14 protein-coding genes are annotated in these 14,132 nt (G+C 68.2%); 5 read left to right on the top strand and 9 right to left on the bottom strand.

Annotation, left to right across the window (positions count from 1 at the left end):
* Window positions 1-93: 93 nt before the first annotated feature.
* The 6 genes from ACIBTX_RS04235 to ACIBTX_RS04210 form a co-directional block, all read right to left on the bottom strand.
* Entirely contained in the window at window positions 94-780 is a 687-nt protein-coding gene (locus tag ACIBTX_RS04235) for a hypothetical protein (RefSeq protein WP_357129757.1), read from the bottom strand.
* The gene (locus ACIBTX_RS04230; protein WP_357129760.1) at window positions 777-1,973 is read right to left on the bottom strand and encodes an NUDIX domain-containing protein; all 1,197 of its coding nucleotides are present in this window, start codon (window positions 1,971-1,973) and stop codon (window positions 777-779) included. The genes ACIBTX_RS04235 and ACIBTX_RS04230 overlap by 4 nt, the downstream gene beginning before the upstream one ends.
* Window positions 1,970-2,533, bottom strand: coding sequence for a hypothetical protein (locus tag ACIBTX_RS04225; RefSeq protein WP_357129762.1), 564 nt, complete (start codon window positions 2,531-2,533; stop codon window positions 1,970-1,972). Before ACIBTX_RS04225 ends, ACIBTX_RS04230 begins: the two co-directional genes overlap by 4 nt.
* Complete coding sequence (locus ACIBTX_RS04220) at window positions 2,533-3,345, bottom strand: hypothetical protein (RefSeq protein WP_357129765.1); 813 nt, start codon at window positions 3,343-3,345, stop codon at window positions 2,533-2,535. The genes ACIBTX_RS04225 and ACIBTX_RS04220 overlap by 1 nt, the downstream gene beginning before the upstream one ends.
* 107 nt (window positions 3,346-3,452) lie before the next feature.
* Window positions 3,453-4,256 (bottom strand): class I SAM-dependent methyltransferase, encoded by an 804-nt coding sequence (locus ACIBTX_RS04215; RefSeq protein ID WP_357129768.1) that lies wholly within the window; start codon window positions 4,254-4,256, stop codon window positions 3,453-3,455.
* A complete protein-coding gene (locus tag ACIBTX_RS04210; protein WP_393293727.1) occupies window positions 4,253-4,462 on the bottom strand; it encodes an SDR family oxidoreductase in 210 nt (69 codons plus the stop codon). The genes ACIBTX_RS04215 and ACIBTX_RS04210 overlap by 4 nt, the downstream gene beginning before the upstream one ends.
* 270 nt (window positions 4,463-4,732) lie before the next feature.
* Between ACIBTX_RS04210 and ACIBTX_RS04205 the strand changes: the two genes are divergently transcribed.
* A complete protein-coding gene (locus ACIBTX_RS04205) occupies window positions 4,733-6,118 on the top strand; it encodes a helix-turn-helix transcriptional regulator (protein WP_357129772.1) in 1,386 nt (461 codons plus the stop codon).
* On the opposite strand, the gene ACIBTX_RS04200 is transcribed toward ACIBTX_RS04205, so the two are convergent.
* The 3 genes from ACIBTX_RS04200 to ACIBTX_RS04190 form a co-directional block, all read right to left on the bottom strand.
* Window positions 6,098-7,900 (bottom strand): prolyl oligopeptidase family serine peptidase, encoded by a 1,803-nt coding sequence (locus ACIBTX_RS04200; protein ID WP_396832028.1) that lies wholly within the window; start codon window positions 7,898-7,900, stop codon window positions 6,098-6,100. The genes ACIBTX_RS04205 and ACIBTX_RS04200 overlap by 21 nt on opposite strands.
* Window positions 7,901-8,057: 157 nt before the next feature.
* A complete protein-coding gene (locus ACIBTX_RS04195; protein ID WP_357129778.1) occupies window positions 8,058-8,768 on the bottom strand; it encodes a creatininase family protein in 711 nt (236 codons plus the stop codon).
* Window positions 8,769-8,771: 3 nt separating this feature from the next.
* Complete coding sequence (locus ACIBTX_RS04190; RefSeq protein WP_357129781.1) at window positions 8,772-10,004, bottom strand: helix-turn-helix transcriptional regulator; 1,233 nt, start codon at window positions 10,002-10,004, stop codon at window positions 8,772-8,774.
* A gap of 282 nt (window positions 10,005-10,286) precedes the next feature.
* Between ACIBTX_RS04190 and ACIBTX_RS04185 the strand changes: the two genes are divergently transcribed.
* From ACIBTX_RS04185 to ACIBTX_RS04170, 4 genes are read left to right on the top strand one after another with little or no spacing between them, the layout of a single operon-like run.
* Entirely contained in the window at window positions 10,287-11,693 is a 1,407-nt protein-coding gene (locus tag ACIBTX_RS04185; protein ID WP_357129784.1) for an APC family permease, read from the top strand.
* Window positions 11,690-12,703, top strand: a complete 1,014-nt coding sequence (locus tag ACIBTX_RS04180; protein WP_357129787.1) for an acetamidase/formamidase family protein — start codon at window positions 11,690-11,692, stop codon at window positions 12,701-12,703. Before ACIBTX_RS04185 ends, ACIBTX_RS04180 begins: the two co-directional genes overlap by 4 nt.
* A gap of 11 nt (window positions 12,704-12,714) precedes the next feature.
* Complete coding sequence (locus ACIBTX_RS04175; protein ID WP_357129789.1) at window positions 12,715-13,401, top strand: GPP34 family phosphoprotein; 687 nt, start codon at window positions 12,715-12,717, stop codon at window positions 13,399-13,401.
* Between the two features lie 51 nt (window positions 13,402-13,452).
* Window positions 13,453-14,118, top strand: a complete 666-nt coding sequence (locus ACIBTX_RS04170; protein ID WP_357129792.1) for a GNAT family N-acetyltransferase — start codon at window positions 13,453-13,455, stop codon at window positions 14,116-14,118.
* The last annotated feature ends 14 nt before the right edge of the window (window positions 14,119-14,132 follow it).

Here is a 14,132-nt window from a genome sequence, read left to right as displayed (position 1 = left end):
CCGCAGCGTGACGATCTCGACGCCGAATGGAAAACCCAAGTGTCGAGTGATGGCGGCACGGCGCGGTCGATCACAGCGGGCCTTGCGCTGGCTTCATGTCCGCCAGTCCCGTCTGTTTGCGGACACTCCTGCTCCTACGTCGGCGCGGCCGTTCCTGGGACTCGGGAGGCGGAGAGACTCGAGGATCGCCGCGCAGTTGGATTCGGTCGACATGGAAATGTCAAGTCGCTGCGTTGGCAGGCCCGGCCAGTCGCCGAAGGTATGCATCTCTGTGGCCAATGCTTGCAAATACCCCAGGTATCCGGGCGTCACGGTCTGAGACGATGTGAGGCGCGGAAGGGCCGTCCGGAGCGCTTCCACGCCGTCCCCAAGTTCGATCGCCACGCACGGGTGGACGTCGGTGAGCGCTCGGACCGAGGTGGCCAGACGTTCCCGAAGTGGTTCGATTGCCGTGCGTCGTTCGTAAGCGTGGGCGCGGGCGGATGCGTAGACGGTCTTCGGTCCGCGATCAACCAGGTGCACGTGGTCTTGTGCGACGCTCAGGTCGCGGAGGTCGTCGAGGCGATCAATCATTGCAGTGATGAGCGCTTCTGCGACGTCCAGACCAGTGGTACTGACGACCCAGGAGGCGAACTGTTCCGCTGCGGCGATCGTGGGGAGATAACGCCACAGTGGGCTGGAGACGACTGCTTCGGCGCCGCTGCGGTTCAGGGCGGCGGCAAGGTGTCCGATGAGAGTGGTCTTCCCGCTGCCGTCGATCCCGTCGACGAAAATGATCATAGGGATGCCGATTCTTCGAGCATGCTCCTCACGGCCACGAGCGCACCTGGCACCCGTACAGCGAGCCGATCGGCCTGTGCTGCGTCGTCTGCGCCTGCACGGCGGTAGGCGTCGTAGTCTTCAAGGAGCGATCTGAGTTCGGTGCCCGGCCAGTCGCGCAGCGCCTCGATCACCTCGGGAAGCCGCAGGCCGACCTCTGGCGCTCGATGCGCGACAAGCAGCCGACCGGCGCTCGACAGCACCGACAACACCCGGCGTGCGGTGTCCTCGCGCTCCGATTCTGTGTGGTGGCTGGCGGCCAGACGGGCGACGGCAAACTCGTGCAGTACGCCAACATCACCAGCGAGATCGGTCAGTTCTGAGGTGGCGGCCGGCGTAGGGGCGGTGGCACCTGCGATCACGGCGGTGTCGAGCCCTACACGACGCAGCACCTCCCGCATCTTCATGTCGTAGAGCGGACCGAGGCGACGGGCGTCGCCCCCGTGGCTGTCGGCGAGGTGCAGCGACGCTCGAGAACCGTGGCGTCGGGCCGCTTCACTGACGATCTCGTGGAGCGACGTGGCGGCGGACGAGGTGGGGGGCAGGTTCCAAGCGATGAAGTCGACGTCGCTCCAGCCCTCGATGAAGTCTCCTCGTGCGGCCGATCCGCACAGCCCCACCCCGGCATCCGGATGCCCGGCGATGACGGCCTCGGCCTCTGCCGCCACCTGGTTGACCAGGTAACTGAGCTTTCGGCTGAACGGCAGGGGATTAGCGGCACGCCAGGTGATGACGGCAAGGGCGCGATCCAGCACCTGCTGGAACTGGGGATGGCTGGCGGCCTGCCGGGCGGCGGGAGCCTCGAGCCAGCGGGCCTGGACGAAGCCTTCGTCCCGGGCCGGCGTTGTGGTGGTGGTGGACGTCGAGAAGAGGAACCAGTCGACGATCTTCGCCGCTGGCGTGCCGTCGTTGTCGGTGAACGTGTAAGCCTCCTGCCCGAGATACGCGCTGTAGTGCGTGTCGGTGAGGCCGGCTTCCTCGGCCACCTCCCTCTTGGCTGCGAGGAGTGGTGCCTCGCCTGGCTCCAGTCGGCCTTTCGGCGCGACGGTCTGTCGTTCACCGGTCTTTCGGACCTGATCGAGGAGCAGGACTTGTGGAGAGCTGAGGTCGTCGGTCGCGACGACGGCACCGGCGGAGGCGTATCGACGAGTCATGGCTGGATGCCTCCTGAGGATGTCTGCATGGTCTGGAACGCGTCCCGGAGACGAGCCCTGAAGGTGATGATGTTGGCAGTGTTGTCGATCCAGTGATCGGCAATCGCGCGCCAGGCCGGAAGCTGTTCGTGGACGCGTTTCCGCTCGTCTTTGCGTCGGATGATGCGTCGGGCCTCGTCGGCGGTCAGCCCTCGGGCCCGCGCGAGGCGTCTGACGCGGACGAGTTCTGGTGCGGTGATGAAGATGATCGAGCATGGTGCTGGCCACGTTCGCTTCACAGTCACAGCCAAAGCGGCATCGATGAAGCTCTCGACTGCCAAGGGGGCCTCGCCGCGGTCGGTTAGTGCGAGGAGTTTCGCGACGAACTCGTCGTACCCGAAGCCTTCCCGCGTCTCCACGCCCTCGTGGTAGGCCTGCCGGCCTGAGCTGAGTTGCACGAGGACTGTCCTGATCTTGACGCGGCGGGAGCCGAGGGCGGCCAGGTACTCGCCTGCGCTCGACTTTCCGGCCTCGCTGGTGCCGGCGAGGAGGAGCATCGGTGGTGCGGCCGGCTGCCGCATCACGAATCTCCTCTTGTCCGACGGATCACCGCGGCAACACTGGTGGGCAAATCGTCTGGCTTGCCGATGCCGACGCGGATGACCGGTACAGCGGCAAGTGCGTCGAGTGCCTTCTCCCCGAAGTTGAATGCGGGAAGACTGCGGTTGATGGTGACCTCGTCAGCCGATGAGAAGATCGAGACGTGGTCAAGAGTCGGGTCGCGTAGCTTCGCCTCGTGGTCGGTCACCGCCGCGCGCAGCAGATCCCGGGCTGCGGGAGTAGGCGTCTCGCGCAGTTCGCCCGCCGCGAGGCCCTGATCCGGAATGACGATGAGGCTCAGCGGCAGCGGGCGGTGTCCGGTCGTGGTGGGGGTGGGAAGATCCACCGCGTAGAGGAGCCGTTCGGCGGTGTGAGGTGCCAGCAGCGGCGCCATGTCGGCGCGTACGTGCCAGGGCAGGGTGGGCATCGGTACCACGCAGGGCTGACGGCAGGGGAATGCGGTGAAGGCGAACTCGTCGACCAGGAGGCTGCCTCCGTGAGCGGCGACGCCCAGCGCGAGTGATGTCTTGCCCTGCCCGCGTCCGCCGTCGAGCACCGCTATGGCCGACCGTCCGTCGTCTATGGTCACCGCACTCCCGTGCAGGAGCGTCAGCTCGCCGTCCCCCATGACGGCCAACGAGCGTGCCGCGGCCTGGAGCACTCCGATCTCCAACGTGGGTGGATCGCCAGCCAGCTCTGGGGCCAGTTCCAGGAGGACCTCACCTCTACTGACGTCGACGGTCAGCCGGGTTCGGTGCCCGTCACGTACCTGCATGACCTGCCCGGCAGGCATGGTCGGCAGTTCCGTGTCAGCGAGTCGGGCGACGAACCGCCGCAGGCAGCGTGGTGCCGACTCAGCGATCCGGATCTCCAGCGCGTGGTCGCCGACTCTCAACAAGCTCATGACCGCTCCCCGGGCTTGCGGAGGACGAGCCACATCGAGTACCGGCGGTGTCTGCCGCGTACCGGGGGCGCGGGGGCCGACAGGACACCCTCCTCCGATGTCACAGTCGCGTACTGCCGGATCCCGCATGTCGCCGCGAGGAGGTACAGCTCGTGGGCGGTGGTGAGGTGGGCGTAGCCGGGTGCCGCTCCGCTGGTCTTGTTGGCGAGGTAGATGATGTCGCGCGCTGGCAGGGGCCGCGAGCCGGTGCGGCGCTGCCCCCGCCATCGCGCGGCGCGGGCGGCCAGGTCCAGCAGATTGGCGATACGGACAAGCCCGAGCCGGCCGGCGTAGTACCAGTTGAACGTCTCCACCAGGACGGTGCCTCCCGGGGCGCACACCCGCCACATCTCGTGCAGGGTCTCCACACGTTCGGCCTCGGTTGCCAGCGCGTTGAAGGAGAATCGGAGGCACCACACCTGGTCGAAAGTGTCCGTTGGTAGTGGCAGGGCGTTCATGCTGCCGTGCACGAAGGTGCCGTTCGGGCACGCGGCCCGGGCAACGGCCAGGGCCGCCTCGTTGATGTCGACGCCGACGATGTCGCCGCCCAATGCGGTTATCGCTTGGGCGACGCGACCGGCACCGCATCCCACATCGAGGATTCGCGCCCCCACGCCGAGCCGGTGGTAGAGCGCCTCCTCGCAGGGGCGCAGCCTTGCGTTGTTGTAGAACGACGTCTCGCCCGCGTAGTGGACCTGGTTCAGGGCGCGGATCATGGCTGCGTAATCGATCTCGGTGATGCCGCCGTGGGTAGTCGTCATCGCAGTCCCAGTCCTCCGTGGACCTGCAGCGTGCTGCCGGTGGTGTACGACGCCTTCGGTGAGAGCAGGAACATGATCGTGTCCGCCACCTCTTCCGGTTCACCGCAGCGCCCGAGGAGGCAGCGGTGACCGGCGGCCTGGTCGGGGGTCATCTGGGTGACGATCGCAGTTGGCACGAGCATGTTGACGCGGACTTCGTGCTCCACTGGCACCTCCCAGGGTCGTGGAGAACCAGGGCGGATCTGACGAGTGGTCGCGCCCCGTTCTCCTCACACTCGCCCTCAAAGTTGCCGTCGTGAATGCCGAGCATGCGGACGAAGGCATTGTCCGCATGCGGCGCGCCTTCTGGGTCGACGGTCATGTAGCGCAGTCCCCGGCGATCCTGGTTGCGCCGCGCTGAACACTGGGTGACCCTATGTGCGCGATGTCCACGCTGCTCAATGCCATCGGCGACGCACAGCCCGAAAGGCGGTGTCATGGGCCAGACCCCGCGAGCGCTCCAGCCATCCCTGTCCGAGCGCCACTTCTTCGGCGCCGAACTGCGCCGACTGCGCGAGCGCGCCAACCTCTCGCAGGCGCGGCTCGGAACCATGATCCGCTTTAGTGCCGATCTCGTGCGTCGGGTGGAAACGGCCGACCGGTTTCCCTCCCGCGAGTTCGTCGAGGCCTGCGACAAGGCGCTGGTGACCGGCGGCTCCCTGATGCGCCTGCTACCGCTGCTCGGCAGTAACCGGACCAGCGACGGCAAGCCGAGCACCCCCTCACCGGCCGGCGGCGGCCTCAGCAGCGCGCTGTCCAATCGCCCGACAGGAACGTTGGGGCTGGTTGAGATGGTCGCTCGGGTTCCGTTCCAACCCGGCGTCCTGGACAGCGCCGCCCTTGACTGGCTGAACGCTGCGGCGGGACCCCGGCCGCCCGTGGCCGGACGACTCGGCTCGCCTGACCATGTTGACGAAGAGGATCTTCATTCGGCGGAGACCGCTCTGGCGATGTTCCGGCAGTTGGACCACACCCACGGCGCCGGACGAGTCCACGCGCAGGTGCAGCGGTACGTCGAGGGCGAGCTGAACCGGCTGTTGGCGAATACCCCCACCTCTGACGCTGTTGGTCGCCATCTCTACACGCTGGCGGCGGGATTCTTCGAGCTCTGCGGGTACCAGGCGGTTGACACTGGCGCCCACGGCCTCGCCCAGCGCCGTTACCTTCGCGCTCTGCGTCTGACGGAAGCTGCCGAGGACCGCCCGTACGGCAGCTACCTGCTCGCCGTGAACATCGGTCACCTCGCGCTGCACTGCGGGCACCCCGAGCCGGCACGCAGGATGGCGCTGACGGCGGTGAGAGGGAGCGAGACCCAGGCGACTCCCGCTGTGGCAGCCGCACTGCACGCGGTGGTGGCACGCACGCACGCCCGCCTCGGACGCGAACGCGATTGCCTGACCCACTTCGACATCGCGGAGAAGCAACTGGCCCGTAGCAAGCCCGAGGACGAGCCTCCGTGGATCCGGTACTTCGACGCGGCGTACCTCGCCGACGAGATCGCCCACTGCTTCCACGACCTGGGCCGACCGCAGCACACCCAGCAGCACCTGGGCGAGGCCCTCACCGCGCTGAGTCCCACCCATGTCCGGCGACTCGCCATCGACACCGCGCTCCTGGCCTCGTCGCTGGCCGCCGCCGGCCGCATCGACGAAGCCTGCGCCGCCGCACGCGAGGCAGTCGACTACGCCGCACGAACCACCTCACACCGCTGCCTGCAGCGCATCGTCGAGGTACAGGTCGACCTCGAGCCCTATCGGTGTGAGCCCGAGGTCCGCGAGTTCGGCGAGTACGTGCGTCACCGACTACCGCTGGCGGCTGTGTAACCCCTGTCGATCGTTGGCTGCATCCGCCATCACCGAGCGGTAGTGAGCCAACTCCGCCTCCAGCGCCGCGCCCGCTCGACGGGACGACGCCACATAGTGGCCGACATCAGCAAGAAGCAGCACCTCGGGCGCCATGCCGCGAGAGGTTAGCTCCTCGGCGAGTTCGCGCACATCTTCGACCACGGCCACCTCGTCGGCGGTGCCGTGAATGAGCAGCACTGGCCGTTGGACATCGGCGGCTCGGACCCGACCGGCGCCACCTCGTAGCCGCACCGCGTGCGCGCGCTGGAACCGGGGCACCGTCTTCGCCCACCGCTCGGGATCCACGATCGCCGACACGGCGGTGGCGGCGGTGAACGGGCCGTCCTGGGCCACCGCGTGCAACGCCGTGTATCCGCCGGCGCTGGCACCACGGATGAACACCTGCCCTGGCACCGCCTGCCCCGCCGACAACAGGTGCACCGCCACCGCCGCGCAGTCATCGACATCGTCCAGACCCCACCGGCCGTACAGCGATTCCCGGAACACCCGGCCGTACCCGGTGCTACCCAGATAGTCGACATCCACGACGGCGAACCCGCGACTGGTGAAGAACTGCGCCTGCCAGTCCAGGCGCAGCAGGCAGGAGGCGGTAGGCCCAGGATGGGCCCGCACGATCACCGGTGCCCGCCAGTCCGCAGCCGCGCTCGTCGGCGGATATACCAGGGCAAGCACCTCCCGACCATTGGCCACTGGAACGCGAAGCTCGGTCGGCGCCGATACTCGCGCCCCGTCGAGTCCGGCGTGCTCCGACCTGGCAAGCACCTCCACCTGGGGATCGGCGTCAGCCAGGTCGATCAGCGCGACCTGCGGGGCCGCGGTCGGCGATGATCCGATCAACGCCACCGTCGTCCCTTGCACGGCCAGGTACGGCTTGATCGACGTGTACGGGAGGCCGATCGGGCGGATAGTGCCGTCGGGCTCGATGATGACGAGGCGGTGTCGCGGCCCCTCCTGCACCGCCACGACGATCCGACCGTCGTCGAGGAAGCCGTAAGACGCGTAACCCAGCTCCCATGGCTCCGCGGCGCACTCGCCCGCGATCGGCGCCACCGCCTCCACCTTGAGCCCGTTCCACCGGTAGAGGTTCCACCAGCCATTGCGGTCCGACACGAAGTACAACGCCCCGTCGGGTCCCCACCGCGGCTCCACCGCAGACTCATCAGGGCCCCCGGCGAGCCTCACTGGGTCCTCGACCCCACCGTGCGGTGAGTAGGCGGCGGCCCACACCTCACACGCGTCCCAGGGCATGTCGTGCTCGCTCCACGCGGTCCAGGCCAACGAACCCGGACCCGGCCGAGGCGCGCCGAGAAACCCCCGGGTCGAGACGAGAGTTCGCATCTGCGGATCACCGGTGAGCGACACCGCGACGAGTTGGTCACCCTGCTCCGACTCCCGCACAGCCAGCAACTCACCGTCGCCGATCGTCAGGTCACCGAGGGATCCATGGCTGACCAATTCGAGTTCGTCGCCGTGACGGCGGCTCCGGTAGAGGCCATCTCGGCCGACGCACCACAACGTCTCCTCGGCGACAGCGAACGATCCGCCTCCGTACGCGTGAACGCCGCTGGCGACATCGAAGCCCTTCGGACTGATGTCACGTTTGCCCTCGCCGGGCCGCCACCGTGTCACCGTCGTGCCCCCGCCGGCGTCGGGGTGAGTCTCCAGCCAGTACAGGCCGTCATCACCGGTACGCAGCTGGTCATAACTCACTGAGGCGCGGACGGCGTCGTCCACCGACACTTCAGCGATCCTGTCGCCCAGCCTCACAGGTCCTCCTCGGACAACTTCCACGCGGGCCGGACGACGGCGGGCTCGTCAACCGCGTCCGCCCGAGCGCTCTCCCAGGGGCAATGTCGATGCGAACGAAAGCCTCGTCCAGCATCATTCCTGATCCTGCCTAGGGTCTCGGCAGGAGGCCGTAGTGGTCGGCGAATGAGCGAACAAGGTCTTCGAGTACGGCTTTGCCCTTGGCCGCGGTGGCGTGGGACGGCAGACCAATGACGCCGCTGGTGGTGTAGCCACTCATGCCCCGCGTGAGGAGGTGACGTCGGTCGTCCGCTAGGTGGTCGGCATGCTGGAAGCCATCACGTACCACTTCCGGCGCAACGTGCAGAAGCAGCGAAACTTCGAGCTCGCCAGCGTGCATGTCCTGGTGGGCTGTGCTGTGCAGGCCGGCGGCAACGCGAGCGTCGTCCCAGTCGGCCCGAGCGGGGAACAGAGTCATCCTCGGTCCGGCGACGTTGGCTTCCTGAACGATGTTGGCAAGGGCGTAGTTCCCGCCGTGTCCGTTGATCACGGCGAGCCGATCGACGCCCGATTCACGTAGGGAGTCAGCGATGTCACCGACCACGGCGGCGAGGGTGGTGGCGCTGATACTGACCGTTCCACGCCACGCGGCGTGCTCGTGGGAGCAGGAGATCGTCACGGGCGGCAGCAGAAAGAGGCCGTAGCGTTCGGCGACTGCCTTCGCGATCGCACAGGCCACGATGGTGTCCGTCAGCAGCGGGAGATGGGCGCCGTGCTGTTCGAAACTCCCGACTGGGAGGACCGCGACGGACGCTGCTCGTTCGGACTCGTCGGTGCTCGTTGCCGTGGTGATGAGATCCACGGGCTAATGGTTGCACGCTTCGAGGGTCGCCTGCCGATAGGCGAGCACGAAGGTCGCGGCCTCGGGGATGGCTGTCTGCTGGCGCAGGGCCACCGCCGTCGGGTTCAACCAGCGCAGAGCCCGCGCGGAGGAGGTACCAGTGGCCAAGGTCAGGGCGTTGGCGGCCTCCGTCGCCGCGCGCTCGACGTCGCCACTGTTGAGGTAGGCGGTGGACAGGGCCGATCGCCAAAGGGCCTCGTCGACGCGCCACTGAGCTGGCCAGTGGCGCAGGAGTTGCTCGTAGAGATCGGCAGCAGCCGCCGGTTGGCCGAGGAGCAGACGGCATTGCGCTTCGTGGGCAGCCACGTACACCGCGTCGCAGTGGACGCCGACATCGATCGGCAGTTCCGAGCCCCATTCGGCGCTGCCGGCGACCCTGTGCGCCTTGTCGATGCTGGCTGCACAGGCGTTCTGGTCACCTCCCATCGCGTAGGCCTGGGCCTGGCGGATCAGCAGTAGAGCGCGGATACGGCCTGGTAGCCGGACCTCCTCCAGCGCCCGCTGCGCCAAGGCAATGGCATTACGTGGATCGAAGCGTTCGAGGGCGCGTTGGCTCTGCCTCATCAGGACGTAGCTGGCGAGCGCCGGCGCGTTGGCTTCGACGGCCTGCTGCTGGGCGCGTCGCAGCCAGGCGTCAGCCTCGGCGGCGTCGCCCTGCTCGTCGATCCAGCTGAGAAACTCCGCCCACAGTGCCTGCGCGATGAGTATCTCTCGGCGATCGCCTGAACGGCTCCGCCGCCCGACCGCGGCCGCGATGCTGATCTGCGCATGGGCGGTGGACGCCATCCCGGCGTATCCGGTGCGGTTTCCGGCAATGGCCAGACCGGCGAGCTGCTCGTGCCACGAGCGGAGCAGGTAGGGCCTGTCGGGATGATCGATGGAGGCCCGGAGTTGGCCCTCCGCACCGTCGACCAAGCGGTAGCCGACGCTGGTGAGGCGACGCCCACTCTCGAGGTCTGACAGAAAGCGGACCAGCTCACCACCCGTCTGCAGTGCGCCCTCACACGACTCGACGAAGCGGGCGGACGGCCAACGTTCGGCCTTCTCCACCTTGCCGATGAGGTCCCCGCTGACGTGCACCAGCCCGCCCAGAGCGCGCTGGGACAGCCCGCGGCGCTCGCGCCACTGCCGAAGCGCGGCACCGAATCCATGCAGCGCCGATCGGTGCGGGGTCAGCCGTCGTGGAGTTTGCGCCACCGGTACTCCTGAGTGCTGTCTGTCCGTCACTGCTGCAGTTGGAAAGGTCTGACCGTACGTGGTCGAACGCTACGCGGACAGTTGCATGCGGACAACACCGTGTGTCCGCATCAGCGCTATCGACTCATCTGTCTCGGTGAGCAAATCTCGTTGCTGAGATACCTGTCCGCTTGCTGGTCGAAATCATTAGCAGCGGTTCAGGTCCGACGAAGCGGTTGCCTTCGCTGACGAGTCAGCTGCGAGTCGCGAGATTGGCCAGGACGCAGACATTTGAGGAGTGTGATGAGTTTTCAGAATGACCTCTCCCGATATGGATATCGACAGGAACTGAGCCGGCAACTCCGGTTTCGGGACTTGGTCGCGTACGGGCTGGTGTACATGGTGCCGATCGCGCCGATGGCGATCTTCGGCAGCGTGTACGCCGGCTCCGGCGGGATGGTGGCCCTGGCGTACGCGGTCGGTGTGGTGGCGTTGGTGTTCACCGCGTTCTCCTACGCGCAGATGGTGAAGGCGTTCCCGATGTCGGGCAGCGTCTACAACTACGCCGGCCGGGGTATCAGCGCACCGGTCGGGTTCCTGGCCGGCTGGGTGATCCTGCTCGACTACGTTCTCGTGCCGGGTCTGCTGTACCTGGTGGCGTCGGTGGCGATGCACGCCACCGTCCCGGCGGTGCCGGTCTGGTTGTGGCTGCTCGGGTTCGTCGCGGTCAACACGGTCGTCAACTCTGTCGGGATGCGGATGACCGCGATGGTGACCCGGGTGATGCTGGTTGGTGAGTTGGTCGTCCTGGCGGTCTTTCTCGCTGTCGCCGGTTGGGCTCTTGCCTCGGGTAGGGGCAGGTTCAGTTGGGACGCGTTCTACAACTCCGACACGTTCACCTGGTCGCTTGTCGCCGGTGCGGTGTCGATCGCGGTGCTGTCCTTCCTCGGCTTCGACGGCATCTCCATGCTGGCCGAGGAGACCAAGGGCGGTTCCCGGCAGATCGGCCGGGCCATGGCCGCCGTCCTCATCCTGGCCGGGGTGCTGTTCATCGCCCAGACCTGGCTGGCCGCGATGCTCGTCCCCGAGCCGGCCTCGCTGCTCAGCGACGGGGATCCGAACGGCACCGCCTTCTACGACGCCGCGCAGGTGGCTGGCGGAGGCTGGCTGGCGACCCTGTGCGCGGTAGCAACCGCGATCGCGTGGGGGCTGCCGAACTCGATGGTCGCCCAGGTCGCCACGTCCCGGCTGTTGTACGCGATGGCGCGGGACCGGCAACTGCCCGCCTTCTTGGCGAAGGTGTCGATCCGCCGGAACGTGCCGATCAACGCGACCCTGCTCACCGGCGCCGTGTCCCTGGTGCTCGGCCTGTACATGGCCACCCGCGCGGACGGGATCACGCTGCTGTCGTCGCTGATCAACTTCGGGGCGATGGTCGCGTTCCTGGTCCTGCACGTCTCCGTGGTCGTGCACCACCTCATCCGCCAGCGCAGCGGGAACTGGTGGGCGCACCTGGTCATGCCCGGGATCGGGTTCGCGATCCTCGCCTACGTGGTGGTCAACGCGAACATCGCCGCGCAGCGCCTCGGTCTGGCGTGGCTCGCCCTCGGCGTGGTCGTGCTCGCCGGCCTGTACCTGGCTGGCCGCCGGCCCGCGCTGTCGGGTTTGGCGCCCGCGCAGCCGCAGGCCCGCCACGTGGAACGGGTGTGACCGCCATGGACACGATCACGTACCGTCCCGCCCGCGACGAACTCGCCTACACCTTCGGCGGCCGGATGCCGGTGGCCCACGTCCGCTCCGGCGACATCCTGCAGGTGTACACCGAGGATTGCTTTGGCGGCCTCGTCCGCGGGCCGGCGGACCTGCCGTCGCAGGTGTGCCGGATGCCGTACCTGAACCCGGTGTCCGGGCCGTTCTTCGTCGAGGACGCCGAACCCGGCGACACCCTCGCCGTCCACCTCGCCGCCATCACCCCCGCCCGCGACTGGGGCGTCTCCTCGACGTTCCCGCACTTCGGGGCGCTGACCGGTACGTCCCACACCGCCACCCTGCAGCCGCCGCTGCAGGAGCGGGTGTGGGTGTACGACATCGACCGGCAGGCCGGCACGGTCCGCTTCCACGCGACGGCCAGCGACCACTCCATCGACCTGCCGCTTGACCCGATGATCGGCACTATCGGGGTGGCGCCCGGCGGGTTCGAGGCCCGCTCCACGATCGTCCCCGACATCCACGGTGGGAACCTGGATACCGCTGAGCTGCGCGCCGGATCGACCCTGTACCTGGGTGTGAACGTGCACGGGGCGATGCTCGCCCTCGGCGACGGACACGCCCGCCAGGGCGAGGGGGAGGCCTGCGGGGTCGGGGTGGAAATTGCCACGACCACCACCCTGGTTGTCGAGGTCATCAAGGGCGTTCCGGCGGTGTGGCCCCGCTTGGAGACCGATCGGGAGATCATGTCGATCGGTTGCGCCCGGCCATTGGAGGACGCCTACCGGATCGCTCACCGCGACCTCGTCGCCTGGACGAGTCAGCTCACCGAGCTGGACGAAATCGATGCCTACCAGTTGGTGTCGCAGGCAGGCCGGGCACCGATTGGGAACGTCTGCGATCCCAACTACACGGTCCTCGCCGCGGTGGACAAGGGGCTGCTCCCGCAGCCGCAGTCCGTCCACGACGGCGTGCACGCCCGGCTGCGGCAACGGGCCGCCGGGCTGCGGTAGGAGCCCCGCCGATGACCGCGTCGATCCCGCGCCTGCCGCTGCGCGATGACCTGTTCCTGCTCGGGCACGACGACGACACCGGCCAGCTGCATATCCACCGTCAGGCCCTTGCCCTCGGCCTCGCCGGCGCGGTCCTGATCGACCTGTTCCTCGCCGGTCGCGTCGCGTTCGACCCCGGAGAGGGCGACGGCCAGCCGGGCGCAGAGCGGCGGTTGTGGCTGCGCCTGCACGAGCCGGTCGGCGACTTGATCGCCGACAGCGCGCTCTCCTCGATCCGATACGCGCGCCCGGCCCCATCCCTGCGCGGCTGGGTGCGAGGGTTCGCCGACGGCCTGTACGAGCGCACCCGCGCTGGCCTGGTCGCCGGTGGGATCCTGCGCCACCAGCAGCGCCGCCGCTTCGGTGGGCTCGCCCGCACCGACCGCTACCTGCTCCTGGACGTCAAGTGGCCGGTCGTCGCTCGCGCCCGGCTGCACTACATCGCCACCGGCCGCAACCAGCCTGACAACCACACCGCCGCTCTCGCCGGGCTGGTCACGACCCTCGGGCTGCTCAACCATCTCTACCTCGCCGACGACACCACCGTGCTCGCCGCACAGCTACGCACCATCGCCGAACAGCACCACCAGCCGGTACGCGACATCACCGCGACGGTCGACGCCGCAGTGGGGGATCTCGCCACCGCCGCATACCGCTGACCCCGGACACCACCGGCAGCTATCCATCTGCCCGCCGTGCTTGGAGAATCCATGGACGTCATTCCGCGCATCCGTTCTGCCCGATGGGTGGACAAAGGCCCGGTCGCCGCACTTATCGCCGATGCCGTTTACCCCACCGCACTCGCCCAGTGGCTGGTGCCCGACCCGGCCGCGCGCCGCCGCGTCCTGGCTGACGTCGCGGCGATCTGGGTAGAGCACGCCATGTTCCACGGCGACATCCAGATCACTGACGACCTGAGCGCTACCGCCGTCGCCTTTCACCGTTACCGGCCCATCGCGCCACCAGCGAACTACCGGAGCCGCATCGACACCGCCGCCGGCACCCACGCGCAGCGCTTCGACATTCTCGACCAACTGCTCACCAACCAGCGGCCCACCGACCCGCACCACCACCTGGCGATCCTCGCCGTGCGCCCTGACGCCCAGCGGCGTGGCCTCGGCGCGGCGATGCTCACCCACCACGAAGCCCGCCTCGACCGCATCAACCTGCCCGCCTGGACCGAGACCCTTCCCGACACCCAGGACCTGTACCTCCGACACGGATACCTTCCCCGACCGGCGCTCACCCTCCCCGACGGGCCGACGGTGACCTTGATGCACCGCGCCCCACGCCCAGCTCACGAATCGGGGCAACTCAACGCCACCAACCCCACCGCCGTCGCCCCGACGCTCGCGAGGCCCGTCGCCCCCCAGTGAGCCGGATGCCTACG

The organism is Micromonospora sp. NPDC049359 (genome assembly GCF_044466585.1).
Classification (GTDB): Bacteria; Actinomycetota; Actinomycetes; order Mycobacteriales; family Micromonosporaceae; genus Micromonospora.
The sequence above is the reverse complement of the archived record's forward strand: the minus strand, read 5'-3'. Positions and strand labels throughout refer to the sequence as shown.